The organism is Xanthomonas vesicatoria ATCC 35937 (assembly GCF_001908725.1).
Classification (GTDB): domain Bacteria; phylum Pseudomonadota; class Gammaproteobacteria; order Xanthomonadales; family Xanthomonadaceae; genus Xanthomonas; species Xanthomonas vesicatoria.
Genome location: NZ_CP018725.1, coordinates 4,879,280 through 4,905,577, shown reverse-complemented (window position 1 = coordinate 4,905,577; position 26,298 = coordinate 4,879,280). Strand labels below are relative to the sequence as shown.

The following is a 26,298-nucleotide window of genomic DNA, read 5'->3' as shown; positions in this document are numbered from 1 at the left end:
CTAGCGTGGCGCCCTCTTCGCCGTCCCGTCTGGAGCTCACCCGTGTCGTTGCCCGTTTCGCGCCGTTCGTTTCTCAGCCTTGCAACCACTAGCGTGGCGGTTTCCGCACTGGGGCTGGCACCCGCGGTCGAGGCGGCCCGCAAGCGCGCAGCCACGCCGGCAGCGCCGGGCGTCGCACCGGCAGCAGGGACGGTGTTGCTCAATCTAAACGAGCACCCGCTTGGGCCCGCCCCGGCGGCGCTGGACGCAGCAACACGTTCGCTGGCCCGTTCGGGCCGCTACCTGCAGGAGATGGAGCAGGACCTGCGCAATCTGATGACAGGCGAGCTGCAGCTGCCCAACGACCATCTGGCGTTGTTTCCCGGTTCCAGGGATGCGTTGAATCGCGCCAGCAACCTGTTCACCTCGGCGCGCGCCGGCCTGGTAGTGGCCGACCCGAGCTTCGACCCGGTGATCGACAGCGCCAACGCCCGCGGCGTGCCGGTGCGCAAGGTGCCGCTACGTGCCGACGGCGCGCACGACGTCAAGGCGATGGCGAAGGCCGACCCGACCGCTGGCCTGATCTATCTGTGCAATCCCGGCAATGCCACCGGCAGCACCACCCCGCGCAGCGACATCGAGTGGCTGTTGGCCAACAAGCCAGCTAGCGCGGTGCTGGTGGTCGATGAGGCGTACATCCACTACAGCAACGAGCCGTCGGTGGTCGATCTGATGCGCCAGCGCCAGGACCTGATCGTGCTGCGCAGCTTTTCCAAACTCTATGGCATGGCCGGCCTGCGCCTGGGCGCGGCGCTGGCCCCGCCGGGCCTGCAGACCAAGCTCTCCAGCTTCGGCAGCAACCCGTTGCCGGTCCCGGCAATGGCCGCCGGCATCGCCAGCCTGCGCGACCCGCAATTGGTACCCACCCGGCGCGCGGACAACGCACGCGTGCGCGACGAGACCATCGCCTGGCTCAAGAGCAAGGGCTACACCTGCCTGCCCACGCAGGCGAACTGCTTCATGCTGGACGTCAAGCGCGAGGCCGGCGTGTTTGCAGATTCGATGCAAAAGCAGGGCGTGATCGTCGGCCGCAGCTGGCCGATCTGGCCCAAGCGCGTGCGCGTGACCGTCGGTACCGAGGCAGAGATGATGCGGTTCCGCGAGGCGTTCACCAAAGCCAAGCGCTAACCCTTCACTCCTCGGGAGAAGGGCCCTGCACCTGCAGGGAAATCACGCGCGCCGATGGCGCGCAAGCGGCGCCTTATCGCCCCGCGGAAAGAGTAGCTACTGCTCCAACGCGTCACGCTGCGGTGCGCGCAGGGTGCGCCGGATCCACAGATAGCTGATGACGAAGGTCAGTGCCATCGAGCCTGCATGCAACAGCAGCAGCTCGTGCAGCATCGGCGGGCCTTGCAGGATATGCGCGTAATAGCGCCGATCAAACAACGCGACCGCATGCGGCAGGAACACCCTGATCAACGGCGTCGGCACCGGCGCCACCAGCAGGGTGATGACAACGGCAAAACTACCCACCACCCACGGCGAGTTGCGTGGGCGTTTGCGAAGGCGCGCAGCGATCAACGCAAAGATCCACAACAGCGGCATCGCCAGGATCGCCCACAACACCAGCAACAATGCCGCTGCCAAGACGCCCTGCAGACTCAACATCGCTCAACTCACCAGCGCGGGGACTTGGTCAGCGGCGGGGCCTGGTGCTGACGGTCGTAGGCACGTAGTTCGTCGCGGATATGCGCCACGCGCTGGCGGCCCAGCGCATTGCGGCTGTCGTCCAGCACCACGCCATCCAGCAACTCGGCCATGCGCTGCACGGTTGGCAGCATCTTTTCCCAGGCGTCCAGCGCGGTCATCGGCGCCGGCAAGGTCAGGAAGAACGCGATCGCCGGCGTCTGCATCTCGCGGATATTGGCCATGTCGAAACTGCCCGGCTTGAGGATGCTGGCCATGCTGAAGATCGGCCCGCGCTCCGGATGCCCTTCCACCAGGCGGTGGAACACATTCATGTGGCCGAACACCAGGCCGGTCTTTTCCGCAGCAACCACCACGTCTTCGCCACGCAAGACCTGGCCGGCCTTGGCCGCCACGAACAGCGACACGATCTTGTCGAAATCCTGGTTCGGGCGCTTGCCGACGTCGTTGCCCCCGGTTCCATCCTGGTCGTCCAGGTTGAGCTCGCTCTGTTCGACGCTGCCTTCGCTGCGCTCGAACGCGTCCGCGTCGATCCCGGCATCGCCGGAAATCACCGGCTCGCGGCGTTCGCGCGGTTGGCCGTCGTCCTTGTCGACGCGGCGCCCCTGTGGCGATTTCTTCGGGCGGCCGAACAAAAAGATCGCAGCGACCAGCAGCAATCCCGCGATCAGGATCCCGATCCGGATCATGGCCATGTCGGACATTCAGCGTGCCTCCGCATCAAAGTGACAGGTGTCGATATTCCGGCAAGCATGGCACGTCATGCCGCACCCACCAAACGTGCAGCTTCTTCAAGGTCCACGCTGACCAGGCGGCTGACACCCGGCTCGCGCATGGTCACGCCGGACAACTGGCGCGCTGCTTCCATCGTGGCCTTGTTATGGCTGACGAACAGGAACTGCACCTTCTCGCTCATCTCGCGCACCATGTTGGCCAGGCGGCCGACGTTGGCTTCGTCCAGCGGCGCGTCCACCTCGTCCAGCAGGCAGAACGGCGCCGGGTTGAGCTGGAAGATCGCAAACACCAGCGCCACGGCGGTCATTGCCTTTTCGCCGCCGGACAGCAGCGAAATGCTGGACACGCGCTTACCGGGCGGGCGCGCCATGATGGTCACGCCGGTGTCGAGCAGGTCTTCGCCGGTGAGCTCCAGATACGCGTGCCCGCCGCCGAACAGGCGCGGATACAGCGCCTGCACGCCGGAATTGACGCGGTCGAAGGTGTCCTTGAACCGGCCGCGGGTTTCGCGGTCGATCTTGCGGATCGCCTCTTCCAGCGTTTCCAGTGCGGTGTTGAGGTCCAGGTTCTGCGCGTCCAGATATTCCGAGCGTTGTGCGGCCTCGCCGTACTCCTGGATCGCGGCCAGGTTGACCGGTTCCAAGCGCCGCATGCGGCCGTCAATCTGGTTCACCGCCGCTTCCCATTCGGCCACGTTGGCGGACTCTGACAGGCCGTTGACCACGTCTTCGAGCACGAAGCCGGCCTTGACCACCGCAGCAGACAACTGCTCGGCGTTGAGCACCAGCGCCTGTTGATCGAGCTTGCGCTGGTTGATGCGCTCACGTTGCGCCAACGCCTGTTCGTCGCGCTGCTGGCGGGTCTGCTCGAAGCTGCGCAGCTCGCCGTCGATGCTGTCGAGCAGCGTGCGGGTTTCGCTGAGCACGCGCTCGGTGCGAACGCGCTCGCTGAGCGCGGCCTGATGTTCGTGTTCCAGCGTTTCCACCGGCGAATCGCCGTCGCTGAGCTGGGCAACCAGATCTTCCAGGCGCGTATCGAGCTGGCCGCGCTGGCTGTCCATGCGCTCCAGGGTCTGGCTGAGCGAGGTAATCTGGGTGCGCTGCGATTCCAGCGTGAGCGCCAGCGCATGCATCGCATCGCGCACGCCGCGTGCGGCATCGCGGGCCTGGTCGCGCGCATCGGTGAGCTGGCGGCGTTCGTCTTCCAGCGCCTGACGCGTACCTTGCAGATCGCCCATCAGGGTGACCGCATCTTCGAGTTTCGCGCGGGCCTCGCGGGCTTGTTCGCGGCTGGTGTCCAGCGTTTCCAGCAACTGCGACAACTCGTTTTCGATGCGCTCGATGCGCGTGCGCGCCGCATCGACCTTGCCCTGCTGGCTCTGCAACTGGCCTGCCAGTTCGGACACGCTGCGGTGCGCCATGTACAGCTGACGCTGTGCATCCTCGCGTTGCTGTTCGGCGGCCAGGGATTGTTCGCGAAAGCTGGCGAGCCGCTGTTCGAGCTCGGCTTCGCGCTCTTGCAGGGTTCCGATCTGCGTACGCAATTCCTGGATTTCGCGCTCGCGCAGCAAGGCGCCCTGCTTGGCCGCGCCGGAGCGCGACACACGCACCCAGCCCTCGCCCAAGCGCTCGCCATTGCGGGTGATCACCGAGTCGCCTTCCGGCAACGAGGCTTGCAACGCGCGTGCGGCCTGCAGATCGTCGGCGGCGTGCAAACGCGCCAACAGACGGCGAATCGCGATCGGCCCCTGCACCTTTGCCGCCAACGAGGTCGGTGCGAAGGTGGCCGCATCGGTGGCGTCGGACACCAGCGCGATGCGGCCTTCGCCCAACTCGCCCAGCGCATCGACCAGCTGCTCGGGCGCATCCACCAGCACGCCTTCAATCAACTGCCCCAGCGCGCTTTCGACGGTGTTTTCCCAGCCGCTTTCCACCGTGATGCGCTCGCCCACGCGCGACGCCGAATCCAGCCCACGCGACTTCAGCCACGCCACCGCCGCACCCTGCTCCTGGCCGAGGGCCGCCTGCTGCAGGGTTTCCAGCGACGACAGGCGGCCGCGCGCGGCCTGCGCCTGCTTACGCACTTCGGCCAGCTCGCCCTGGCTTGCCCGCTGCTGTTCCTGCAGACCGCTCAATGCGTGCTTGCGGGCTTCGACCTGCTCGGTCAGCCCGTCCAGCGAGGTCTTCTGCGTTTCATGGCGCAGCTCGATCTGTTCGAACGCTTCGGCCAACGCATCTAGATCCAGCCCGGCACGTTCGTTGACCAGCGCTTCGCGGCGGCGGTCGGCTTCCAGCGATTGGCGGTCCAGATAATCGACACGTGTGCGCTCCACTTCGCCGGCGCGCGAGGCTTCGCCGGTGTCGCGGTTATGGGCTTCCCAGCGCTGCTGCCAGTCGGCCAACCGCGCTTCGGCGTCGCGCAGCGATTCCTGGCGGAATTCATGGTCTTCGCGCAGCTGCTCCAGTTGCGGTTCGGCTGCATCCACGGCCTCGCGCAGCACCGCCAATTTTGCCGAGTCGCCGCTGATGTGCTGGGTCAGTTCCTGCAGCTGGCTCTGCGCCTCATCGCGCGCCTTGTGCAAGCGATGCGAAAGTTCGCGTTGATGCTGGATCTGCTGCTCGATACGCGCCAGCGCGCTACCCACCTGGTACACATCGGCCTGCGCCTTGGCCACCGCTTCGGCGGCCTCTTCGCGACGTACGCGCCCGGTTTCGATCCGCGCCTCGGCATCGCGCTGGTCGGCAATCAGCTGCTGCAGGCGGGTTTCTTCCTGATTCAATTTTTCGCGCAGGCCCTGCAATTGTCCATCCAGACCGCGGTACTCCAGCGCCTTCCACTCGGCGTCCTTGATCCGGCGTTCTTCCTGCAACGCCTGGTACTGCTCGGCCTGGCGCGCCTGGCGCTGCAGATGCGCCAGCTGCTTGGTGATTTCTTCGCGCAGGTCGCCCAGGCGGTCGAGGTTTTCGCGGGTGTGGCGGATGCGGGTTTCGGTTTCCTTGCGACGCTCCTTGTACTTGGAAATGCCGGCAGCCTCTTCCAGATACACGCGCAGGTCTTCCGGGCGCGCCTCGATGATCTGGCTGATCATGCCCTGCTCGATGATCGAGTAGCTGCGCGGGCCCAGACCGGTGCCCAGGAACAGGTCGGTGATGTCGCGGCGCCGGCACTTGGTGCCGTTGAGGTAATAGGCGCTGTTGCCGTCGCGGCTGACCAGGCGCTTGACCGAGATCTCGTTGAACGAAGCAAACTCACCGGTGATGGTGTGATCGGAGTTGTCGAAGATCAGCTCCACCGTCGCCTGCGACACCGGCTTGCGCGCCGAGGAGCCGGAAAAGATCACGTCGGTCAGCGAGTCGCCACGCAGCCGGCTGGCCGAGCTTTCGCCCATCACCCAGCGCACCGCATCGATGATGTTGGACTTGCCACAGCCATTGGGGCCGACGATGCCGGTCATGTTGGTGGGCAGGTGCAGCGTGGTCGGGTCGACGAACGACTTGAAACCGGACAACTTGATCGTGGACAGGCGCATGGGACGGACGGGTTCCGGGCACCGCGCGGACACAGCCGGCAGGCGCTTTTCCTGTGGAGCCGGCCCCTAAGCCCTTGATCGGCAAGATCTGCAGGCCGTGGAACCGACAATGGGGCATGAGTATAACGGGCGCCGTCGCTGTGCTGCGGCTGGCCGTAAAACACGAAGGGCGCCTAACAAGGCGCCCTTCGATTCACACATGCGGCAAGGATCAGGCGTCGGATTCGACGATGACCTTGACGGTGGTTTCCACATCGGCGTGCAGGTGCAGCACAACGTCGTACTCGCCGACATTGCGGAATGCGCCTTCGCCCAGGATCACTTCGCTCTTTTCCAGCGGCAGGCCGGCGGCAGTGAATGCCTCGGCGATGTCGCGCGGGCCAACCGAACCGTACAGCTTGCCTTCGGTCGACGCATGCGCGCCGATGGTGACGCTGGCGCCTTCGAACTTGGTGGCGCGGCTCTGTGCATCGGCCAGGATGGTGTTGGCCTTGGCTTCGTACTCGGCGCGCTTGGTTTCGAACGCTTCGACGTTGGCAGCGGTGGCCGGCACGGCCTTGCCCTGCGGCACGAGGAAGTTGCGGCCGTAACCCGGCTTGACGCTGACCTTGTCACCCAGGTTGCCCAGGTTGGTCACTTTCTGCAGAAGAATCAGATCCATGGTGGTACTCCGTTATTCGTTAGCGCCGGCACGTGGGCTGGCGCAACGGGTGCTGTCCGAAAAGACGGGATTCGGGACTCGGGATTTGGGAATCGCAAAAGCACGATCAACACCGCATCTCGAATCACCAGACCTCTATCTATTAACAACCCGCACATGGATGTGCGGGCTTTTGTGAGGGACTCACATCAACGACTTAAACGTCGTGATTGTCCGTGTACGGGATCAGCGCCAGGAAACGCGAGCGCTTGACGGCCGTGGCCAGCTGACGCTGGTACTTGGACTTGGTACCGGTCACGCGGCTCGGCACGATCTTGCCGTTCTCGGTGAGGTACTGACGCAGGGTGTTGAGATCCTTGTAGTCGATCTCTTTGACGCCTTCGGCGGTGAACTTGCAGAACTTGCGACGACGGAAGAACTTGGACATGACAGCGCTCCTTAAGCGGCTTCGGCGTTGTCGCCGTCGGTATCGGTGGCAGCGGGGGCATCGCCCTCTTCATCGTCACGACGACGACGCTCGCTACGCTCGGGCTTGTCGCCCTTCTCGTCCTTGCTCTTCATGATCAGCGACTGCTCGGTGTCCGGGCCATCGCGCTTGACGACCAGGTGACGCAGCACCGCATCGTTGAAGCGGAAGCTTTCCACCAGCTCGCTCAGCACGGCCTGGTCGACTTCGATGTTGAGCAGCACGTAGTGCGCCTTCACCAGGTTCTGGATCGGGTAGGCCAGCTGACGACGGCCCCAGTCTTCCAGACGGTGGATGGTGCCGTTACCGCCCTCGATCAGCGACTTGTAGCGCTCGATCATGGCCGGGACCTGCTCGCTCTGGTCCGGGTGGACCAGGAACACGACTTCGTAATGACGACTCATGTTGTTTTACCTTTCGGATGTGGCCACGTGGGCCGGACAGCTCCCCGGTGGTCCGCGCAAGCGGCCGGTGGAGCAAGGGTTCCCGCCCGGAATCGGGCAGGAAGCAGGAAAGTATGGCAGTTCAGGCATTTAGCCGCAACCAGCCGTCCAGCAAGGACGTTCCAAAGCCCCTCTCCCGCCGGGAGAGGGGTTGGGGTGAGGGTACGGGGCGAAGCCTCTCGAGTCGTTCAACTCCACGAGGCTTCGCCCCGCACCCTCATCCGCCCTTCGGGTACCTTCTCCCGATGGGAGAAGGAATAACGCGCGCCGGCCGGCTCAGCGATGCTCGGCTTCAGTGGTAAAGCTCTCCCCGCAGCCACACTCGGCGGTGGCGTTGGGATTGCTGAAGGTGAAGGTCTCGCTCAGCCCGTGCTTGCCGAAGTCGATGCAGGTGCCATCCACCAGCGGCAGGCTGGCCGGGTCTACGAAGATACGGACCCCGCCTTGTTCGAACACCGCGTCGTCGTCGCGCTTCTCGCGTGCCAGGTCGGTGATATGGCCCCAGCCGGAGCAGCCGGTCTTGGTCACGCCAAAGCGCAGACCCAACGCACCCGGGGTCTGCTGCACGAAACGCTGCACGCGCTCCAGCGCGGCGGGGGTGAGGCTGATGGTCATGCGGGCACTCCAACACAATGGCGACAAGTATAGGGGCCGACCAGGGAATCGGCATGCAGTCCAGATGGGGCCGGCCACGCCTGCACGCAAGCCGCCGCGCCACGACGCCTGTTCAGGCGCTCGCGCCAGCGCGGTCGCAGCCAGTAAACTCGCAGACCATTCAAGGTCGCTACGGCGAGGAACAGTCATGACGGTGGTCAGCGTTGAACATGCGCTTGCGGGCAAGCTTCCCGAAGGCGGCGAAGTCACGGTACGGGGGTGGGTGCGCACATTGCGCGGATCTGCCGGACTGGCCTTCATCAACGTGACCGATGGCTCGTGCTTCGCTCCGATCCAGGTGGTGGCCAATGACACGCTGCCTAATTTCGACGAGATCAAGCGCCTGACCAGCGGCTGCTCGCTGATCGCCAAGGGCGTGCTGGTGAAGTCGCAGGGCAAGGGCCAGTCGTTCGAGATCCAGGCCAGCGGCGTGGAGATCGTGGGCTGGGTCGAAGACCCGCTCACCTACCCGATCCAGCCCAAGCCGATGACGCCGGAATTCCTGCGCGAAGTGGCGCACCTGCGTCCGCGCACCAATCTGTTCGGCGCGGTGACGCGTATCCGCAACTGCCTGGCGCAGGCGGTGCACCGCTTCTTTCACCAAAACGGCTTCAACTGGATCAGCACGCCGATCATCACCACCTCCGACGCCGAAGGCGCCGGTCAGATGTTCCGCGTTTCCACGCTGGACATGGTCAACCTGCCGCGCGATGCCACCGGCAATGTGGATTTCAGCCGCGACTTCTTCGGCAAGGAAACCTTCCTCACCGTGTCCGGCCAGCTCAACGTGGAGGCGTACTGCCTGGCGCTGAGCAAGGTCTACACCTTCGGGCCGACCTTCCGCGCCGAAAACAGCCACACCACGCGCCACCTGGCCGAGTTCTGGATGATCGAGCCGGAAATTGCCTTCGCCGACCTGGCCGAGGACGCGCGCCTGGCCGAGCAGTTCCTGAAGTACCTGTTCCGCGCGGTGCTGGACGAGCGTGGCGACGACTTGGCCTTCGTGGCCGAGCGCGTGGACAAGAACGCGATCAGCAAGCTGGATGCCTTCATCAATGCCCCGTTCGAGCAGATCGACTACACCGAGGCGGTGAAGCTGCTGCAGAACTCCGGCAAAAAATTCGACTTCCCGGTCGAATGGGGCCTGGACCTGCAGACCGAGCACGAGCGCTGGCTAACCGAGGAACATATCGGCCGCCCGGTCGTGGTGACCAATTATCCCGAGCACATCAAGGCCTTCTACATGCGCCTGAACGACGACGGCAAGACCGTCGCGGCGATGGACGTGCTGGCGCCGGGCATCGGCGAAATCATCGGCGGTAGCCAGCGCGAAGAGCGCCTGGATGTGCTGGATGCGCGCATGGCGCAGTTCGGCCTGGATAAGGAGCACTACAGCTGGTACCGCGATTTCCGTCGCTACGGCTCGGTGCCGCATGCCGGTTTCGGCCTGGGGTTCGAGCGGCTGGTGGTGTACGTGTGCGGGCTGAGCAACATCCGCGACGCCATCCCCTACCCGCGCGCGCCGGGCAGCGCGGAGTTCTGAGTGAGCACGGCGGCGGCCACCGTCACGATGCATCGCCCGTTGCGGCCGGAGCAAGACGCCCTGGTGCGTGTCCCCGGCTTTCGACGCTGGCCGCCGCGATTGCCGGAGCAACCGGGCTTCCCTCCTGCCACCGATCGGCGCTATGCCGGGGAAATCGCATCGCGCTGGAACGTCAAGGACAGCGGCGTTGGCGATGTGGCCCAGTTCGCTGCGCTCGCTGCGTTCGTCGACCAGTACGCCATGCAAACAGTCGGCGGCGCGCATCACACCGAGTGGTGGATTCCGGCCGAAGACTTCGACAAATTCAACGCGGCGATCGTCGGCTCCATCACGATCATTGCCCGCTTCGATGCTCCGCCTGCCGAGCCCCGCCCATGACCCTGTTCTTCGCGCTGTGTTTTGTCGGTGTGGCCGTTGCCGGACTGACCGCATTGCTGATCTTCTGGCCGCTGACCCTGGTGCACCTGCGCGATCGTCACCCGGAAGCACTGGACAGCTTCGGCGACCCCGCCTTCATCAGCCCCATCGCGTGGCGCTGGTTGCTGGCGCGCCGCTACCGCAGCTACCGCGACAATGCGCTGTCCGGTCTGGCCACACCCGCCTGGCTTTCGCTGCTGACCATCTTTTTCGGCCTGGGCATGGCGGCCCTGCTCGGGCTGCTTTCCAAGGTACTGACATGAACATCATCGACATCGACCCAGCGCACAACTCCGACAGCGGCGACCAATGGTGGCTGGCCACCATCGGCCGCACCCTGATCTGGGCACGCCTGCGCATCAAGGAGGCCGGCACCGCCGAAGTGCTCGACAGCGATGGCAAGACGCTGGCCTACGACAGCGAGGACACCGCACGCGCGGCCTTGTTCGATGCCGAATTCGTGGCCCTGGATGGGCTGGACGAAGAAGACGCACTGATGCGCGGCTTCTCGCTGCACGAAATCTCGCCACCGCGCGGCGACACCGATGCCGACCTGCGCGAACGCATGGTGGTGAGCATGGGCGGCCGCGCCTGAGATGTACGCACCGCGCGCGTTCGCACAGACCGATCTGGCGCTGCTGGACTGGCTCCTGGCGCGCGACCCGTTCATTACCCTGATCAGCCAGGACGATGACGGACAACCGGCGATCTCGCATCTGCCGGTGCTGTACCGGCGCGACGGCCAGCAGGTGCTTATCGAGGGCCATTGGGCACGCCCCAATCCGCAAGCGCGCCATGCTGGCGATACGGTGATTGTCGTGCAGGGGCCGCATGCCTATGTATCGCCCGGCTGGTACCTAGACAAGGAAGCGGCCGCACGCGTGCCGACCTGGAATTACGCCATCGCGCATCTGCATGGCCAGTGCAGCGAGGTTGCCGATGAAGCGGCGGTGGGCGATCTGATCGGCCGGATGAGCGCGCACTTCGAGCAGCGCATTGGCCGCGACTGGCAGTTCGAGATGGAACGCGACAGCCACCGTCGGCAATTGCGTGGGCTGGTCGGCTTCTGCTTCGTGCCAAGCCGCATCGAACTCACTTTCAAGCTCAGCCAGAACCATCCGGCCGGTAATGTCGCCGCAGTGGCCGATGCACTGGAGCACCAACGTTTAAGCGATGCGCAGGACGTGGCCACACTGATGCGCAATGCGTTGCGTGCGCGCCAGCGCTGATCGCCGTGTCATCGTGTTCGCGTTCCTGCACCACCGCTTTATGGCCCGCCTCCCGCTTGCTTCCTCCCCGTCGTCTTCTGGAATACTGCGCGCATGAACGAGCTCAACCATTTACTTGAAAACAACCGTGCCTGGTCCGAGCGTATCCGCCGCGAAGACCCGGAATTCTTCTCCAAACTGTCGACGCAACAGACCCCGGAATACTTGTGGATCGGCTGCTCCGACTCGCGCGTACCAGCCAACCAGATCATCGACATGGCTCCAGGCGAAGTGTTCGTGCATCGCAATATCGCCAACGTGGTGGTGCATACCGATCTGAACTGCCTGTCGGTGATCCAGTTCGCCGTCGACGTGCTCAAGGTCAAGCACATCCTGGTGGTGGGCCATTACGGCTGCGGCGGCGTGTTCGCCAGCCTGACCCAGAAGCGCATGGGCCTGGTCGACAACTGGATCCGCCACGTCACCGATGTGGCCGACAAGCACGAAGCCTGCCTGCACGATGCCGGCGATCTGCCGGTGCAGCATGCGCGCCTGTGCGAGCTCAACGTGCTGGAACAGGTGGTCAACGTCTGCCGCACCACCATCGTGCGCGATGCGTGGGAACGTGGGCAGGAGCTGTGCGTGCATGGTTGGGTGTATAGCCTGCGCGATGGACATGCGCACGATCTGGGCATGTCCATCGACCGCGCCGACCTGCTGCAGGAGCGTTACGACGCGGCACTGGCAAAAATTCAGGCCGACCACGCCGAACGCTGAGTCGGCGCTGCATGTTCGATCCGCCGCGACGCCCATCGGCGTCGCGGTTGGCTATGCTGGACGCCTTCTGCGCCGAGGAACGTCGATGCTGGTCCCGCCGATCAATTTGCAAGCCTGGATCGAGCAATACCGTCACCTGCTCAAGCCGCCGGTGGGCAACAAGTGCATCCAGCAGGATGGCTTCATCATCATGATCGTCGGCGGGCCCAACGCACGCACCGACTATCACTACGACGAAGGCCCGGAGTGGTTCTTTCAGCTCGAAGGCGAGATGGTGCTGAAGGTGCAGGACGAAGGTGTGCAACGGGATATCCCGATCCGCGCCGGCGAGATCTTTCTGCTGCCGCCGAAGGTGCCGCATTGCCCGCAACGCGCCGCCGGTTCGATCGGCCTGGTCATCGAGCGCGAACGCCTGCCGCACGAGCAGGACGGCCTGCAGTGGTATTGCCCGCAGTGCAATCACAAGCTGTATGAGGCGATGTTTCCGTTAGGCAACATCGAGACCGACTTCCCGCCGGTGTTCGATCACTTCTATCGCTCGCTGGCGCTGCGTACCTGCACGCAGTGCGGGCATCTGCATCCCGCGCCGGAGCGCTATGCCGCGGTCCAAGCCTGAGTTGCGCTGGCGCCAGCGCATGCAATACACGCACCGGTCGCACCCACACAAGCACACAGCATGCTGCGCGCACTGATCGACCTCAAGCCGCGCGATGTGCCGCTGCGTGTAGCCCTGCGCAACACTGCGGCGGTCGTGCTGCCGCTGGCGATCGGCGTGGCCACCGGGCATGTCGCCGCTGGCCTGGCGGTGTGCAGCGGGGCGCTCAACACCATGTTTTCCGATCAGCCCGGCCCTTATCGCGCGCGTTTGCAGCGCATGCTGATGGCGGCCCTGGCCGCCGGCCTGGCGGCCTTGCTGGGCATATGGGTCGGCCATGACACACCTGCCCTGGTGATCGCCGGGCTGCTGCTCGGCCTGGGTGGCGGACTGCTGGTGGCGCTGGGCCCGGTTGCCGCACGCGTCGGCCTGACCAGCATGATCCTGCTGGTGGTCAGTGCCGACATGCGGCTGCCGGTGGAACAGGCGCCCGGCGTGGCCGCACTGATCTTTGCCGGTGGCCTGCTGCAGGTGTTGCTGGCCCTGGCGGCCTGGCCCTTGCAACGTTATCGCCCGGAACGCTTCGCGCTTGCCGACCTGATGCGGCAATTGGCAGCAATCGCACGGCAACGCCCGGAGGCCAGCGCGGCACCGCCCGCAACGCAGGAAGTGCTGGATGCGATGGTGATGCTGCACGGCGAACATCGCTCGCGCGCGATCGCGGTGCAGAGCTTTCGCATCATCGCCGAGCTCTGCGACCGCGTACGGCTGGAGCTGCTGTCGCTGGCCGATGCCCACACCCGCCTGACCGACTCGCAGGCGCGCCCGGCGATCGAGCGGGTGCTCGAACGCAGCGCCATCGTGCTCGAGCAGCTGGCCCACGCCATGACGGTGGGCGAAGACCCGGTGGCGGCCGATGCGTCGATGACCGGCTTCGACGATCTGGTCGGCGCACTGGCGCAGTTTCAGCACGACAACGCCGACACCCGGGAGCGCCGCCTGGTGCGCGTGGCGGTGGCCCGCGCGCAGGGCTTGGGCGGCCAGTTGCGCGCATTGATCCGTAATGCGCATTGGGCCAGCAGCCGCGGCGAAATCCAGGCGCAATTGGCCGAAGCGCGGCTGCCGGCGGCGCTGCGCCCGGCAGCGACCTGGGCAACGCTGCGCGCGAACCTGGCCCTGTCGTCGGTGGCGTTCCGGCATGCCTTGCGCTGCGGCGTGTGCCTGGCGCTGGCCATCGCGTTTGAGCGCTGGCAGCAGATTCCGCATGGCTTCTGGATCCCGATGACCACTGCCATCGTGCTCAAACCCGATTTTGGCGGCACTTTCAGCTTCGGCGCCTTGCGCGTGGCCGGCACCTTCATCGGTTTGTTGGTGGCCACCCTGCTGGCTCATTTTGCGATGGATGGCGCCGGCATCCGCATGGCCTTGTTGGCGCTGTTCTGCCTGGGCTTTCGCTTGTTGACCCAGGTCAACTACGGCATCGGCGTGGCCTTCCTCACCGGCATGCTGGTGTTGTTGCTGTCCTTCGAAGGCATGACACCCGGTGAGGCGGTCGGTGCACGGCTGCAGGCCACCGTGGCCGGCAGCGCGCTGGCACTGATCGCCTACGCACTGTGGCCGACGCGCGAGCGCCGGCATATCCGCGCGTCGCTGGCGCAGTTGCTCACTGCCTATCGCGAGCATCTGCACAACCTGCTGCTGGGCCAGATGGATCGGCTGAGCGACAGCCGCGCCGCCGCACGCGTGGCGCGGACCAATGCGCAGGCGTCGATCGAACGCCTGCGCGGCGAACCACGCAGCCGCCGCAATCTGCACGAACTTAAGCTGGCCGAATCGCTGCTGGCCAACGGCAACCGGCTGATTCGCGCCACCTTGCTGCTGGAGGCAGTGCTCCGCGATGGCCACCCCTTGCCCTCACTGGACGCACTGCCCGCCTTCGCCGATGACGCCGACCAGGCGCTGGCCGAGCTGATCGATTGCCTGCACAACGGCGGCACGCCGGTCGCGGCCACGCTACGCAGCGCCGAGCGCAAACTTTCCGATGCGCTGGCCGCGCTGCCGGACGGTTCGCCGACCACCGCCGCCCTTGCCGACACCATCGACCGCGTCACCGACAGCATCGGCACGCTCACCCATCTGCTGCGCCCTGCCCGACCGGCCTCGACCGGGACACCAGCAGTGCATGACGGCGCGCAAGGGACCGGCAGGTAAACTGCCGCATCGATTCAGACCCTGCGAGCCCGATGAGCACCGAACCGTTGTCCCGTTCCCACGCCGCGGCGCTGGATGCCGCCGACCCGCTGCGCAGCCTGCGCGATGCCTTTGTGTTCCCGCAGCACGAGGGCCGGGATCAGACCTATTTCGTCGGCAATTCGCTGGGCCTGCAACCGCGTCGGGCCCGCGCGATGGTGAGCGAAGTGCTCGATCACTGGGGCGCGCTTGCAGTGGAAGGCCACTTCACCGGCCCCACGCAATGGCTGACCTATCACCAGTTGGTGCGCGACGGCCTGGCACGCGTGGTCGGCGCGCAACCGGGCGAAGTGGTCGCGATGAATACCCTCAGCGTCAATCTGCATCTGATGATGGCGAGCTTTTATCGCGCCACGCCCGAACGCGGCGCGATCCTGATCGAAGCCGGTGCGTTCCCGTCCGACCGCCACGCGGTGGAATCGCAGCTGCGCCTGCACGGGCTGGATCCGGCCACGCAGTTGATCGAAGTGGAGGCCGATGCACCCGATGGCACGTTGTCGATGGCGGCCATTGCCGATGCCATCGCCACGCACGGTGCGCGCCTGGCCTTGGTACTGTGGCCCGGTATCCAGTACCGCACCGGCCAGGCCTTCGACCTGGGCGAAATCGCGCGACTGGCGCGTGCGCAAGGTGCGGCAGTGGGCTTCGATCTGGCGCATGCGGTGGGCAATATCCCGCTGACCCTGCACGACGACGGCGTCGATTTCGCAGTGTGGTGCCACTACAAATATCTCAATGCCGGGCCGGGCGCGGTGGGTGGGTGCTTCGTGCACGAACGCCATGCCAATAGCGACCTGCCGCGCATGGCCGGCTGGTGGGGACACGAGCAGCAGACCCGCTTCCGCATGGAGCCACAGTTCGTGCCCACGCCCGGCGCGGAAGGCTGGCAGCTGAGCAATCCGCCGGTGCTGGCGTTGGCGCCGCTGCGTGCATCGCTGGAGCTGTTCGACCAGGCCGGCATGCCCGCGCTGCGCGGCAAGTCCGAACACCTCACCGGACATCTGGAGCAGCTGATCCACGCCCGGGTGCCGCAGGTGCTGCAGATCGTCACCCCGGCCGAACCGACGCAGCGCGGCTGCCAGCTGTCGTTGCGGGTGGCCGGCGGACGCGCGCAGGGGCGCGCGTTGTTCGAGCATCTGCATGCGGCTGGCGTGCTTGGCGACTGGCGCGAACCGGACGTGATCCGCATCGCACCGGTGCCGCTGTACAACCGTTTCAGCGACCTGCACACCTTTGTGGAACAGGTGGAAACCTGGGCCGCCAGCTGAGTGCCGCACGCTGACTGCAACACCACCGGCCATGTGGCAGGCATACGCGAAACCCGCGCACGCCCACGTACACTCCGAGCGCGCCTGCGGTAATGCAGGTGCGCGCGCTAGCCAGCTGCTTCTTCCCTCCCCTTTGCCGGCTCCCGCGTCCGGCTGCTGCCGGACATTGCATTGAGCCCCGTCTCCCCTCGCTCCCTGACCCTGATCGGCGCCGGCCTGGCCGGTTGCCTGCTCGCCATCCTGCTGTCGCGTCGCGGCTGGCAGGTCACCGTGTACGAACGACGCGGCGACCCGCGCATCAAGGGCTACGAATCCGGCCGTTCGATCAACCTGGCGCTGGCCGAACGCGGACGCCATGCGTTGCGTCAGGCAGGTGCCGAAGAGGCGGTGATGGCCAAGGCGGTGATGATGCGCGGCCGCATGGTGCACCCGATCGCCGGCGACCCGCAGCTGCAGCGCTATGGCCGCGACGACAGCGAGGTGATCTGGTCGATCCACCGCGCCGCATTGAATATCGCCTTGCTCGATCTGGCCGAACAGGCCGGCGCGTCGGTGCACTTCTATCGAAGGCTGCATACGGTGGACTTCGATGCCGGCTACGCGCGGTTTATCGATGACCGCGACGATCAGCCGCACGAGATCCATTTTCAGAGCCTGATCGGCAGCGACGGTGCCGGCTCGGCACTGCGCGCGGCCATGCAGCGCAAATCGCCGTTGGGCGAGCGCACCGAATTCCTGGATCACTCGTACAAGGAGCTGGAAATCCCGCCGCTGCCCGATGGCGGCTTCCGCATCGAACGCAACGCGCTGCACATCTGGCCGCGCGGGCGTTACATGTGCATCGCGCTGCCCAACGATGGCGGCACCTTCACCGTCACCCTGTTCCTGCCCAACGCAGGCGAGCCCAGCTTCGCCACCACCCGCACCGGCGAAGAGGCGCATGCATTGTTCGCGCGCGATTTCCCCGACGCGCTACCGCTGATTCCGCAGCTTGAAGAACATTGGGAAGAGCATCCGCCCGGCCTGCTCGGCACCCTCACCCTGGAGCGCTGGCATCTGGACAGTCGCGCACTGCTGATCGGCGATGCCGCGCATGCGATGGTGCCGTTCCATGGCCAAGGCATGAACTGCGCCTTCGAAGATTGCGTGGCGCTGGCCGAGCAGATGGACGCGCACGACGACATCGGCAGCGCGTTTGCCGCGTTCGAAGCCGCACGCCGCGACGATGCCGCAGCGATCCAGCAGATGGCGCTGGAAAACTACCTGGAAATGCGCGACCGCGTCGGCGATGCCGACTTCCTGCTGCAGCGCGAACTCGAACAGCAATTGCAGGCGCGTTGGCCCACCCGCTTCGTACCGCACTACACCATGGTGACGTTCCTGCGCACGCGCTATTCGATTGCGTTGGCGCGCAGCGATATCCAGCGCGAGATCCTGGTCGAGGCCACCCGCGGACATACCGACCTGTCGCGCATCGACTGGGCAGCGCTGGAAGCGGTGGTGCACGCACGTCTGGAGCCGCTGGAAGGCGCGCACTGAGAACCGCTGCCAACCAGTCTGCGCTCACCGCCAGACATGCTCGGCATGCTCAGGACCGTGCTTTCCCTGAGATCATGAGCGCAGCGTCCACACCACCCGACAGCGGCTCACCACGTTGTGGCAGCAGCTCCAAGGTCATCCCAGCGTCTGCGCACTGCACGCAAACGCTCAAGCCGTACTCGCCAACACCTACCGCACACGGTCTGCAGCAGGCGCCTGCCCCGCGCACAGCTGCGCCTCAGCGAGCCGGCGCTGCGATGAGGGATACTAGCGGCCACTGGCGGCGCATACGCCGTGCGCCGCGGATCTGGATCTTGCACCCGCATGCCTGACAGCTTTCTCTTCTACGACCTGGAAACCTTTGGCCAGGACCCGCGGCGCACCCGCATTGCGCAGTTCGCCGCCGTGCGCACCGATGCGCAACTGCGTGTAATCGACGAGCCGATCAGCTTCTTCGTGCAACCGGCCGACGATCTGCTGCCCTCGCCCTACGCGACCATGGTCACCGGCATCACTCCGCAACACGCCTTGCGCGAAGGCGTGAGCGAGGCCGAAGCGTTTGCGCGCATCGCCGAGCAGATGAGCCGGCCGCAGACCTGCACACTGGGCTACAACTCGATCCGCTTCGACGACGAGTTCGTACGTTGCGGGCTGTTCCGCAATTTCTACGATCCCTATGAGCGCGAGTGGCGCGGCGGTAATTCGCGCTGGGATCTGCTCGACGTGCTACGGCTGGTGCACGCATTGCGCCCGGAAGGCATCACCTGGCCGCAGCGCGAAGATGGCGCCACCTCGTTCAAACTCGAACATCTGGCCGACGCCAACGCAGTGCGCGAGGGCGATGCGCACGAAGCCTTGTCCGACGTCTACGCCACCATCGGCATGGCGCGCAAATTCCAGCAGCACCAGCCAAAGTTGTGGGACTACGCGCTGCGCCTGCGCGACAAGCGCTTTGCCGCCACGCTGCTCGATGTGATTGCGATGGAACCGGTGCTGCACATCTCGCAGCGCTACCCGGCCTCGCGCCTATGCGCTGCGGCCGTGCTGCCGCTGACGCGGCATCCGCGCATCGACAGCCGCGTGATCGTGTTCGATCTGGACGGCGACCCTGAGGTGCTGTTGCGGCTGAGCCCGGACGAGATCGCCGACCGGTTGTATATCCGCGCCGCGGATCTGCCCGAAGGCGAGCAACGCATCCCGCTCAAGGAAGTGCACCTGAACAAGTCGCCGGCACTGGTGGCCTGGCACCATCTGCGCGAGCCGGACTTCCAGCGCCTGGGCCTGGACCGCGACGCAGTGCTGGCCAAGGCCGCGCGATTGCGCGAACTGGGCCCGGCGCTGGCAGAGAAGGTGCGCCAGGTCTACGGCAACGAGCGTGCCGCAGCTGCCGCGGTCAACGATGCCGATGCCTCGCTCTACGACGGTTTTCTGGCCGAAGGCGACAAGCGCCTGCTTGCCCAGGTGCGCGCCAGCGCGCCGGAGGAACTAGGCGCGCTGGAAACGCGGCTTCGCGATCCGCGGCTGGTCGAGCTGCTGTTCCGTTACCGCGCGCGCAACTGGCCGCAGACGCTGTCATTCGACGAGCAGGAACGCTGGAACCAGTACCGCCGCAAGCGCCTGCTCGAAGACCATGGGTTGGGCGAAGTCACCCTGGACCAGTATCACGCGCAGATTGCGGATTTACGGCTCGCTCACCCCGACGATGCTACCAAGCAAGCCCTGCTCGACCAGCTCGCCGCCTGGGGTTCGGATCTCCAACGCACGCTATGACGACCTACTTTTCAGATGCCAGCTTCAAGTTCCTGCGTGCCCTGGCCCGCCACAACGACAAGACGTGGTTTGCCGATCATCGTCACCAGTACGAGGCGCATGTGCGCCAGCCGTTTCTGCAGCTGATCACCGATCTGCAACCCGCGCTTGCCGAGGTCAGCGAACACTATCGCGCCGACCCCAAGACCCAGGGTGGCTCGCTGTTTCGCATCTATCGCGATGCGCGGTTTTCCAACGACAAGTCGCCCTACAAGAACTGGCAAGGCGCGCGCCTGTTTCATGAGCGCCGCCGGCAGGTACCGGCACCTTCTTTCTACATCCATCTGCAGCCCGGCGAGAGCTTTGTCGGTGCAGGCCTGTGGCACCCTGAACCCGACACACAACGCAAGCTCCGCCAGTTCATCTTCGAAAACCCCGGCGGTTGGAGGACGGCCGCATACGATCCCAAATTGCGTCGCAAGTTCGCCCTGGATGACAGCGAAAAGCTGGTCCGCGCACCGCGCGGGTTTCCCAACGATTTCGAATTCATCGACGATCTCAAGCACCGCAACTGGGCGTATCTGCGCCATCTGGACGACGCCATCATGACCGGGCCGCGCCTGCGCCAGACTATCGAGGCGGACCTGGTGACGCTGGCGCCTTTTGTGGATTATCTGTGCGCCGCCCTGGATCTGGAATTTTGAGGCGAGCTGCGGCGCAGGCACTGCGCGCCATGCCGTTGCGACGGTCGCAACCTGTTGCTGTGGTCTGGCCGCTGTCGAACATCCTCCCCACACCATGCATGGCAACGGAGTGCGAACGATGAGAAGGCGCTGGTGGATCGTGCCATTGCTGGGCGTAGTGCTGCTGGCGGGTTACGTGGTTGCAGGGCCGTATCTGGCTATGCGCGGCATCAGTCAGGCTATCGCCGACCGCGATGCCGCGCAGCTGGACAGCTACGTGGATTTTCCCAGCCTTCGCGTCAACCTCAAGGCGCAACTGGATGATTACCTGATCCGTCAGGCCGGCAGCAGCATGCAATCAAGCCTGCTCGGTGGCTTTGCATTGCAACTGGCCAGCGGCATCAGCGGCGCCGGCGTGGATACCTTGGTCACGCCACTGGGCATCGGTGCGTTGCTGCAAGGCCACAGCGTGTGGAACCGCCTCATCGGGGACACTGTCAGCGCCGACACCTATGCGGCGCCGGCACCGGCGCGCCCGCTGCAAGGCGCCACGCAGCGCTTCGAATCCACCCGCCGCTTCACCGCCACCACGCAGACCGCCGACGGTGCGCCGGTGAACTTCGTGCTGACCCGCCAGGGCCTGCGCTGGCGGCTGACCGATATCCAGTTGCCATTGCCGGCCACACCCAGCGAGCAAACGCCGTAATCGCCTAGTGACGCGGTCCAGATGCGTCGACGCACACGCGCGTATCCCTGATGCAGTGAACCAAACGCCTGCGGGGCCCAGGCGGGCGTGGCCGGTGTGCGGCATCGGCATGTCCCTGCGTGCACCCGGGTACGGAGCACGCCGTCTGTGCTCACCGATGACGACTGGCTAGGTTTCGCTGGCCACTGTTGGCAGGATCTGCAGACGTACCGCCTCAGGAAAACCGCCAGGCCCGCTCCAGCCATGCCGCCTGCAAGCGCAGCATCGACGGCCGCAATTGCCGGCGTGCCGACCATGCCAACCCGGCCAGCGCGGCGTCCGGCGTGCCCGGTGTGCGTCGGCCTTTCCAGGCAAACACCACTTGGTTGCGCAAATCCGGTTCGGGCAGCAGCAACACCAACCCATCGAACAGCTCTCGCAGCTGCGCCAGATGCTCGGCCATCGGCACCTGGTAGAGATTCAGCGCCAGCACCCCGCCCTCGCGCAGGGCCGCGCGACAGTCGGCGTAGAACTGCGGCGTGCACAACGCCGGCGGAATACCATTGGCGTCGTAGGCATCCAGCAGCAACAGGTCGTAGCGCCCGCCTCGGTTGCCGATCCAGTCGGCGCCGTCCCCCAACGTGATCTCCAGCCGCGCGTCGTCGCGCGGGATGGCGAATGCATCGCGCACTGCCAGCACCTGCGGATCGGCTTCGACCGCTTCCAAGCGCGTACTGGGCAGATAGCGATGGCAGAACTTCAGCTGCGCACCGCCACCCACGCCGATCAGCCCGATGCACTCCGGACGCGGCTGCAGCCACAACGCCGCCAGCATGCTGCGCGTATACGGCAGCATCAGCCGATGCGGCGCCCAGCGCGACATGCGGGTCTGCACCGTGTCGTCGGTGAAGGTCAGTTCCAGCTTGCGCCAGGTCCGCAGCAGCCCGGCACGCGCTGGCGGCTGCGGCGACTCGCTCATCGGCTCGGCGGATCGTTGGCCACGCCATGTGGCACGTGGCCGGCCGCCACATGCTGGTGCTGGCGTGCGCTGTCGATGTTGTGTTGCGAGTCGTCGAAGAAGATGTCTGCGCCAAACGCTTCCAGAAACGGCCCCTTGTGGCGGCCGCCGAGAAATAGCGCTTCGTCCAGGCGCACGCCCCACTCGCGCAAGGTCCGGATCACCCGCTCATGCGCAGGCGCCGAACGCGCAGTGACCAGCGCCGTGCGGATCGGCGACGCTTCGCCGGGCGGGAACGCCGCCTGCAAGGTATGCAACGCCGACAGAAAATTACGGAACGGCCCGACCGACAGCGGCTCGCGCGCACGCTCGCGCTCATGGCGGCCAAAGGCTTCCACGCCTTGCTCGCGCGAGATACGTTCGCTCTCATCGCCAAAGATCACCGCATCGCCGTCGAAGGCAATGCGCAGCTGCGTGGACAGACGGCTTTCGTCGTTGTCCACGATCGCGGCGGCCGCCTCGGCACGCTCGCCCGGCGCGCGCGGCATGATGGTAGCTGCGGCAATGCCGTGGGTCAGCGCTCGCCGCACCGAGTCCGGATTGGCCGACAGAAACAGATCGGTGCCGAACGGTTTGACGTACGGCCAGGTCGGCTCGCCGGAGGTGAAGGTCGCGCGCACGATGCCAAGGTTGTAGTGCTGGATCGAATTGAAGATGCGCAAGCCGGTGTCGGCAGAATTGCGTGACAGCAGAATCACCTCGACCCGCGGGGTTTCTTCCGGCACATCGTGGTTGAGCGCCAGCAACTTGCGTACCACCGGAAACGCGACGCCCGGCTGCAGGATGTCATCTTCGTGCTCGCGCTGAAACGCCGAATACGCCTCCACCCCGTTCGCCTCGAACAGCGCATGGCCTTCTTCAAGATCGAACAGCGCGCGCGAGGTCACCGCGACGGTCAATAACCTGGGGGAGTTGTCAGCCATTTGGGTGCCGGGATTGGGGATTGGGGAGTCGGGATTGGTGAAAGCAACAACGCAATGCTGCTGCAGCCACAGCGCTGCATCCTACCGTTTCCACAGCACGCGCCGCGCAATGCCGCGCTGTTGATCTGCCCCATCCCAACTCCCAAATACCCAATCCTCGCTCCTCACACCGCAAACTGTTCGCTGAAGATGCGCTCTTCCAGATTGTGCTCGGGGTCGAACAGCAGCGTGACGCGGCGCTCGGTGGATTCGCGGATGGTCACTTCCACCACATCGCGGATCTCGTGCGAATCGGCGGTGACGCTGACCGGACGCTTGTATGGGTCGAGCACGCGGAAGCGCACTTCGGTATCGGCCTTGAGGATGGCGCCGCGCCAGCGGCGCGGGCGATACGGCGCGATCGGCGTCAGTGCCAGCGTATGCGAGCCCAGCGGCAGAATCGGCCCGTGCGCGGAATAGTTGTAGGCGGTGCTGCCGGCCGGCGTGGCGACCATCACGCCGTCGCCGATCAGTTCGGCGATGCGGGTCTGGCCATTGAGATCCACGCTCAGATGCGCGGCCTGGCGGGTCTGCCGCAACAGCGAGACCTCGTTGTAGGCCAGCGACCCGGCACTGGTGCCCGATTCAGTCTGCACCAGCATTTCCAGCGGCCGCAGATGCGCAGGTTCGGCCCGTTGCAGACGCACCAGCAGGTCGTCTTCGTCGTCGCGGTACTGGTTCATCAAAAACCCGACCGAGCCCAGCTTCATGCCGAACACCGGTTTGTCTGCCGCACCATGACGATGCAGGGTCTGCAGCATGAAGCCATCCCCGCCCAGAGCGCAGACGATCTCGGCGGTCTCCAGCGGATGATCGCCGTAGCGCTGCACCAGACGCGCCCGCGCGTTCATCGCGGGCTCGGTGTGACTGGCCAGAAAGGCAATGCGGGGTGATGCGGTCATCGTTGACTCCGAAGCATGCGAATCAGCATACCGCAGCGCTGTGGTGGGCTTGTCGCCGGCGCGCCCTGCCCTCGCCTGCGCGACCAAGATTGCGTCCGCGGGTTCAGGCGCTACTACGCCCTAGAGCGGCTAACAAACGTAGCGGGCAGTCGTCAGGTGGGTGCGGACGGCGCGAAGGAGCCGGAGTGTACGAGTGGCACATGCCGGTTCCGAGCACCGGCCGCGCCCGCCTGGCGGCGAGCGCATTCGTTTTGGTACTACTCTTCGCCGTGTGCACATGCGGCAACCGCGCCGGCCGGCGACTTCGCCACCGCACGCAGTCCTGCATCGGGCACAACCGGCCTGGGCTCAGGCCGTCAACCGCCATGCGCGATGGATGCGTGCATGGCGTTCGAAATCCGGGTCGATGGTGCGCGGGCTGATTTCCTCGCATTGCGCGAACTCGGCGACCGCTTCCTCATCCAGCTTGAAGCGGCGGAAGTTGTTGGAAAAATACAGCACGCCGCCCGGCGCCAGACGCGCCACCGCCGCACGCAGCAGGCGGACGTGCTCGCGCTGGATATCGAAATCCTCGGCGCGCGCGGAGTTGGAGAACGTTGGCGGGTCGCAGAAAATCACGTCGAAGTGCGCACGCTCGGCTTCCAGCCAGGCCAGCGCATCGGCCTGCACCAGCTTGTGCTTGGTGCCGGCCTGGCCGTTCAAGGCCAGGTTGTCGGCGCACCACTGCAGATAGGTCGCGGACAGATCCACGCTGGTCGTGGCGCTGGCGCCGGCCACCGCCGCCTGCACGCTGGCCACGCCGGTGTAGCAGAACAGGTTGAGAAAGCGCCGGCCCTTGGACTGCTGCGCCATGGTGCCGCGCAACGGGCGGTGGTCCAGGAACAGGCCGGTATCCAGATAATCGAACAGGTTCACGCGCAGCAGCGCGCCGTGCTCGCGCACGTGGACGATTTCGTTGCGCTGTTCGAAGCGGCCGTACTTGCTGCCGCCCTTGCCACGCTCGCGCGACTTCAATGCGACGCGCTCGGCCGGCACCTCGAACACCTCGCGCGCAGCCGCCAACAACTCGCCCAGGCGACGACGCACATCCGCCTCCGGAATGGTCGCCGGCGCGGCATATTCCTGCACATGCAGGAAGATGCGCCGGTCGCCATCGGCTTGCTGATACACGTCGATGGCAGCGGAATATTCCGGCAGGTCGGCATCGTAGACGCGGAAGCACTCGATGCCTTCGAGCGCACGCCACTTCTTGAATTTCTGCAGATTCTTGCGCAGCCGGTTGGCCACCATCTGCGCACCTTCGCTGAGCGCGGTCGGTGCCGCCAATGGCGTACGGCGCGGCACCGCGATCGGGTCGCAGACGATCAACGCGCACTCGATCGCGCCATTGAACAACTGATATTTCTTGCCCGCGCGCAGGCCGGTGGCGTACGCCAGCTCGGCATTGCCGCACAGCAGGCTCGCACGCCACTGCGGCACGACGCGCTGCAGGGTGTCGCCCAGCTTGCGATACAAGGCCGCATCGGCAGCCAGGCGCTCGTCGTACGGCGGATTGCAGACCACCACGCCGGTGGCCTGCGGCGGGGTCTGCAGATCGCCCACTTCGCGTACACCGAACCAGATCGCCTCGGCTACCCCGGCCACCTGCGCGTTTTCCTTGGCGGCGCGGATCGCGTGCGGGTCCATATCGCTGCCGTGGATCACCTGCTTCAGCGCGGCACGGCCTGCACTGTCGCGTTCGCGCGCTTCATCGACCAGCTGCTGCCAAACCGCGCGATCGAACCCGCGCCATCGGCTGGGCACATCGCTGCCGTAGCGCTGCAGGCCGGGCGCGACGTCGGCGGCCATCAAGGCGCCTTCGATCAGCAACGTGCCGCTGCCGCACATCGGGTCCAGCAAGCCGCCGCCATCGGCATACACGCGCGGCCAGCCAGCGCGCAGCAACACTGCCGCGGCCAGGTTTTCCTTCAGCGGCGCCTCGTTCTGCGCCATGCGCCAGCCGCGCCGGTGCAACGGGCCGCCGCCCAGGTCCACCGAGATGGTGGCGCGGCCCTTGCGCAGCGACAGGTTCAACCGCAGGTCGGGGCTTTCCACATCCACCGACGGGCGTTCCAGCCCCTGCCGGCGCATGGTGTCGACCACCGCGTCCTTGATGCGCTGCGCGGCATAGCGTGCGTGCGTAATCGCGGTGCCGGAGACGTGCGCGTCCACCGACAAGGTGTGGCCTACCGACAGGTGCTCGTCCCACGGCAACTCTGACACGCCGGCATACAGCGCGTCCTCGTCCGGGCAGTCGAACTCGGTGAGCGGCCACAGCACGCGGCTGGCCAGGCGCGACCACATGACGGCGCGCAGCGCGTCGCGCGGTTCACCCTCGACATTGACGCCGGAGATGGTGGCGGTGGCCTTGCTGGCACCGAGCGCGAGCAGCTCGTCGGCAAGCAGGTATTCCAGGCCCTTGGCACAGGATGCGAAGAATTTCACGTAGGCAGGTATCGATAAGACGCTGGCGCGGCGGCGAGCGTGGG

The 26,298-nt window shown here is 65.7% G+C and carries 24 protein-coding genes, 1 other RNA gene and 1 pseudogene; 14 read left to right on the top strand and 12 right to left on the bottom strand.

The features are described from left to right. Positions 1-42: 42 nt before the first annotated feature. Complete coding sequence (locus BJD12_RS21450) at positions 43-1,167, top strand: pyridoxal phosphate-dependent aminotransferase (RefSeq protein WP_042827869.1); 1,125 nt, start codon at positions 43-45, stop codon at positions 1,165-1,167. Positions 1,168-1,263: 96 nt separating this feature from the next. Here the strand turns inward: BJD12_RS21450 and BJD12_RS21445 are convergent, their stop codons facing one another. From BJD12_RS21445 to BJD12_RS21415, 7 genes are all read right to left on the bottom strand, one after another. Then, a complete protein-coding gene (locus BJD12_RS21445) occupies positions 1,264-1,647 on the bottom strand; it encodes a hypothetical protein (protein ID WP_005991234.1) in 384 nt (127 codons plus the stop codon). An 8-nt stretch (positions 1,648-1,655) separates the two neighbouring features. Continuing rightward, a complete protein-coding gene (gene zipA, locus BJD12_RS21440) occupies positions 1,656-2,390 on the bottom strand; it encodes a cell division protein ZipA (protein ID WP_005991236.1) in 735 nt (244 codons plus the stop codon). A 56-nt stretch (positions 2,391-2,446) separates the two neighbouring features. Then, positions 2,447-5,950, bottom strand: a complete 3,504-nt coding sequence (gene smc / locus BJD12_RS21435) for a chromosome segregation protein SMC (RefSeq protein WP_005991238.1) — start codon at positions 5,948-5,950, stop codon at positions 2,447-2,449. 211 nt (positions 5,951-6,161) lie between these two features. Continuing rightward, on the bottom strand, positions 6,162-6,611 hold the full coding sequence (gene rplI / locus BJD12_RS21430) for a 50S ribosomal protein L9 (RefSeq protein WP_005991240.1): 450 nt from the start codon (positions 6,609-6,611) through the stop codon (positions 6,162-6,164). A gap of 196 nt (positions 6,612-6,807) precedes the next feature. Further along, positions 6,808-7,038: a 30S ribosomal protein S18 gene (gene rpsR, locus BJD12_RS21425; RefSeq protein WP_005991243.1), complete on the bottom strand. Its 231-nt coding sequence runs from the start codon at positions 7,036-7,038 to the stop codon at positions 6,808-6,810. A gap of 11 nt (positions 7,039-7,049) precedes the next feature. After that, positions 7,050-7,481 (bottom strand): 30S ribosomal protein S6, encoded by a 432-nt coding sequence (gene rpsF / locus BJD12_RS21420; RefSeq protein WP_005991245.1) that lies wholly within the window; start codon positions 7,479-7,481, stop codon positions 7,050-7,052. 315 nt (positions 7,482-7,796) lie between these two features. Beyond that, positions 7,797-8,135 (bottom strand): HesB/IscA family protein, encoded by a 339-nt coding sequence (locus BJD12_RS21415; RefSeq protein WP_005996447.1) that lies wholly within the window; start codon positions 8,133-8,135, stop codon positions 7,797-7,799. Between the two features lie 187 nt (positions 8,136-8,322). Here BJD12_RS21415 and asnS point away from each other — a divergent pair, with 187 nt between their 5' ends. From asnS to BJD12_RS21350, 13 genes and pseudogenes are all read left to right on the top strand, one after another. Beyond that, positions 8,323-9,717, top strand: a complete 1,395-nt coding sequence (gene asnS, locus BJD12_RS21410; protein WP_005996449.1) for an asparagine--tRNA ligase — start codon at positions 8,323-8,325, stop codon at positions 9,715-9,717. Next, positions 9,695-10,095 (top strand): annotated as a pseudogene (locus BJD12_RS21405) (ADP-ribosylation/crystallin J1); the annotation flags it as partial. The gene asnS and the pseudogene BJD12_RS21405, both read left to right, overlap by 23 nt. Continuing rightward, positions 10,092-10,397, top strand: a complete 306-nt coding sequence (locus BJD12_RS21400) for a hypothetical protein (RefSeq protein ID WP_005996452.1) — start codon at positions 10,092-10,094, stop codon at positions 10,395-10,397. The pseudogene BJD12_RS21405 and the gene BJD12_RS21400, both read left to right, overlap by 4 nt. Continuing rightward, positions 10,394-10,729, top strand: a complete 336-nt coding sequence (locus tag BJD12_RS21395) for a hypothetical protein (RefSeq protein ID WP_005996454.1) — start codon at positions 10,394-10,396, stop codon at positions 10,727-10,729. Before BJD12_RS21400 ends, BJD12_RS21395 begins: the two co-directional genes overlap by 4 nt. Position 10,730: 1 nt before the next feature. Then, a complete protein-coding gene (locus BJD12_RS21390) occupies positions 10,731-11,363 on the top strand; it encodes an FMN-binding negative transcriptional regulator (RefSeq protein ID WP_005996456.1) in 633 nt (210 codons plus the stop codon). A gap of 93 nt (positions 11,364-11,456) precedes the next feature. Further along, a complete protein-coding gene (gene can / locus BJD12_RS21385; protein WP_005996458.1) occupies positions 11,457-12,119 on the top strand; it encodes a carbonate dehydratase in 663 nt (220 codons plus the stop codon). 85 nt (positions 12,120-12,204) lie between these two features. Next, positions 12,205-12,735, top strand: coding sequence for a 3-hydroxyanthranilate 3,4-dioxygenase (locus BJD12_RS21380; RefSeq protein ID WP_005996460.1), 531 nt, complete (start codon positions 12,205-12,207; stop codon positions 12,733-12,735). Between the two features lie 60 nt (positions 12,736-12,795). Then, on the top strand, positions 12,796-14,925 hold the full coding sequence (locus tag BJD12_RS21375) for an FUSC family protein (RefSeq protein ID WP_005996677.1): 2,130 nt from the start codon (positions 12,796-12,798) through the stop codon (positions 14,923-14,925). Between the two features lie 32 nt (positions 14,926-14,957). Further along, positions 14,958-16,232, top strand: a complete 1,275-nt coding sequence (gene kynU, locus BJD12_RS21370; RefSeq protein ID WP_005996679.1) for a kynureninase — start codon at positions 14,958-14,960, stop codon at positions 16,230-16,232. Positions 16,233-16,403: 171 nt separating this feature from the next. Continuing rightward, positions 16,404-17,771, top strand: coding sequence for an FAD-dependent oxidoreductase (locus tag BJD12_RS21365; RefSeq protein WP_005996681.1), 1,368 nt, complete (start codon positions 16,404-16,406; stop codon positions 17,769-17,771). A 324-nt stretch (positions 17,772-18,095) separates the two neighbouring features. Continuing rightward, positions 18,096-19,541, top strand: a complete 1,446-nt coding sequence (gene sbcB / locus BJD12_RS21360) for an exodeoxyribonuclease I (protein WP_005996683.1) — start codon at positions 18,096-18,098, stop codon at positions 19,539-19,541. Then, positions 19,538-20,224 (top strand): DUF2461 domain-containing protein, encoded by a 687-nt coding sequence (locus BJD12_RS21355; RefSeq protein ID WP_005996685.1) that lies wholly within the window; start codon positions 19,538-19,540, stop codon positions 20,222-20,224. Before sbcB ends, BJD12_RS21355 begins: the two co-directional genes overlap by 4 nt. Positions 20,225-20,342: 118 nt before the next feature. After that, positions 20,343-20,909, top strand: a complete 567-nt coding sequence (locus BJD12_RS21350) for a DUF2939 domain-containing protein (protein WP_005996687.1) — start codon at positions 20,343-20,345, stop codon at positions 20,907-20,909. Between the two features lie 214 nt (positions 20,910-21,123). Here BJD12_RS21350 and BJD12_RS21345 read toward each other — a convergent pair whose 3' ends face one another. The 5 genes from BJD12_RS21345 to rlmKL all read right to left on the bottom strand — a co-directional run bounded on the left by BJD12_RS21345 (position 21,124) and on the right by rlmKL (position 26,254). Beyond that, positions 21,124-21,867 (bottom strand): spermine/spermidine synthase domain-containing protein, encoded by a 744-nt coding sequence (locus BJD12_RS21345; protein ID WP_005996689.1) that lies wholly within the window; start codon positions 21,865-21,867, stop codon positions 21,124-21,126. Beyond that, positions 21,864-22,829, bottom strand: coding sequence for a 5'-nucleotidase (locus BJD12_RS21340; RefSeq protein WP_005996691.1), 966 nt, complete (start codon positions 22,827-22,829; stop codon positions 21,864-21,866). The genes BJD12_RS21345 and BJD12_RS21340 overlap by 4 nt, the downstream gene beginning before the upstream one ends. Before the next feature lie 164 nt (positions 22,830-22,993). Further along, on the bottom strand, positions 22,994-23,770 hold the full coding sequence (locus BJD12_RS21335; RefSeq protein WP_005996693.1) for an NAD kinase: 777 nt from the start codon (positions 23,768-23,770) through the stop codon (positions 22,994-22,996). Positions 23,771-23,897: 127 nt separating this feature from the next. Next, a non-coding RNA gene (locus BJD12_RS21330) (sX9 sRNA) lies at positions 23,898-23,972 on the bottom strand. Between the two features lie 146 nt (positions 23,973-24,118). After that, complete coding sequence (rlmKL, locus tag BJD12_RS21325) at positions 24,119-26,254, bottom strand: bifunctional 23S rRNA (guanine(2069)-N(7))-methyltransferase RlmK/23S rRNA (guanine(2445)-N(2))-methyltransferase RlmL (RefSeq protein WP_005996695.1); 2,136 nt, start codon at positions 26,252-26,254, stop codon at positions 24,119-24,121. Positions 26,255-26,298: the final 44 nt, after the last annotated feature.

What these genes read in the sequence shown, in the direction of transcription:
- BJD12_RS21415 (WP_005996447.1), bottom strand. Translation starts at nt 8,135, where the DNA reads ATGACCATCAGCCTCACCCCCGCCGCGCTGGAGCGCGTGCAGCGTTTC.
- BJD12_RS21395 (WP_005996454.1), top strand. Translation starts at nt 10,394, where the DNA reads ATGAACATCATCGACATCGACCCAGCGCACAACTCCGACAGCGGCGAC.
- BJD12_RS21345 (WP_005996689.1), bottom strand. Translation starts at nt 21,867, where the DNA reads ATGAGCGAGTCGCCGCAGCCGCCAGCGCGTGCCGGGCTGCTGCGGACC.
- BJD12_RS21350 (WP_005996687.1), top strand. Translation starts at nt 20,343, where the DNA reads ATGAGAAGGCGCTGGTGGATCGTGCCATTGCTGGGCGTAGTGCTGCTG.
- BJD12_RS21375 (WP_005996677.1), top strand. Translation starts at nt 12,796, where the DNA reads ATGCTGCGCGCACTGATCGACCTCAAGCCGCGCGATGTGCCGCTGCGT.
- BJD12_RS21400 (WP_005996452.1), top strand. Translation starts at nt 10,092, where the DNA reads ATGACCCTGTTCTTCGCGCTGTGTTTTGTCGGTGTGGCCGTTGCCGGA.
- rpsR (WP_005991243.1), bottom strand. Translation starts at nt 7,038, where the DNA reads ATGTCCAAGTTCTTCCGTCGTCGCAAGTTCTGCAAGTTCACCGCCGAA.
- BJD12_RS21355 (WP_005996685.1), top strand. Translation starts at nt 19,538, where the DNA reads ATGACGACCTACTTTTCAGATGCCAGCTTCAAGTTCCTGCGTGCCCTG.
- kynU (WP_005996679.1), top strand. Translation starts at nt 14,958, where the DNA reads ATGAGCACCGAACCGTTGTCCCGTTCCCACGCCGCGGCGCTGGATGCC.
- BJD12_RS21340 (WP_005996691.1), bottom strand. Translation starts at nt 22,829, where the DNA reads ATGGCTGACAACTCCCCCAGGTTATTGACCGTCGCGGTGACCTCGCGC.
- BJD12_RS21445 (WP_005991234.1), bottom strand. Translation starts at nt 1,647, where the DNA reads ATGTTGAGTCTGCAGGGCGTCTTGGCAGCGGCATTGTTGCTGGTGTTG.
- asnS (WP_005996449.1), top strand. Translation starts at nt 8,323, where the DNA reads ATGACGGTGGTCAGCGTTGAACATGCGCTTGCGGGCAAGCTTCCCGAA.
- zipA (WP_005991236.1), bottom strand. Translation starts at nt 2,390, where the DNA reads ATGTCCGACATGGCCATGATCCGGATCGGGATCCTGATCGCGGGATTG.
- BJD12_RS21335 (WP_005996693.1), bottom strand. Translation starts at nt 23,770, where the DNA reads ATGACCGCATCACCCCGCATTGCCTTTCTGGCCAGTCACACCGAGCCC.
- can (WP_005996458.1), top strand. Translation starts at nt 11,457, where the DNA reads ATGAACGAGCTCAACCATTTACTTGAAAACAACCGTGCCTGGTCCGAG.
- BJD12_RS21380 (WP_005996460.1), top strand. Translation starts at nt 12,205, where the DNA reads ATGCTGGTCCCGCCGATCAATTTGCAAGCCTGGATCGAGCAATACCGT.
- rplI (WP_005991240.1), bottom strand. Translation starts at nt 6,611, where the DNA reads ATGGATCTGATTCTTCTGCAGAAAGTGACCAACCTGGGCAACCTGGGT.
- BJD12_RS21390 (WP_005996456.1), top strand. Translation starts at nt 10,731, where the DNA reads ATGTACGCACCGCGCGCGTTCGCACAGACCGATCTGGCGCTGCTGGAC.
- rpsF (WP_005991245.1), bottom strand. Translation starts at nt 7,481, where the DNA reads ATGAGTCGTCATTACGAAGTCGTGTTCCTGGTCCACCCGGACCAGAGC.
- sbcB (WP_005996683.1), top strand. Translation starts at nt 18,096, where the DNA reads ATGCCTGACAGCTTTCTCTTCTACGACCTGGAAACCTTTGGCCAGGAC.
- smc (WP_005991238.1), bottom strand. Translation starts at nt 5,950, where the DNA reads ATGCGCCTGTCCACGATCAAGTTGTCCGGTTTCAAGTCGTTCGTCGAC.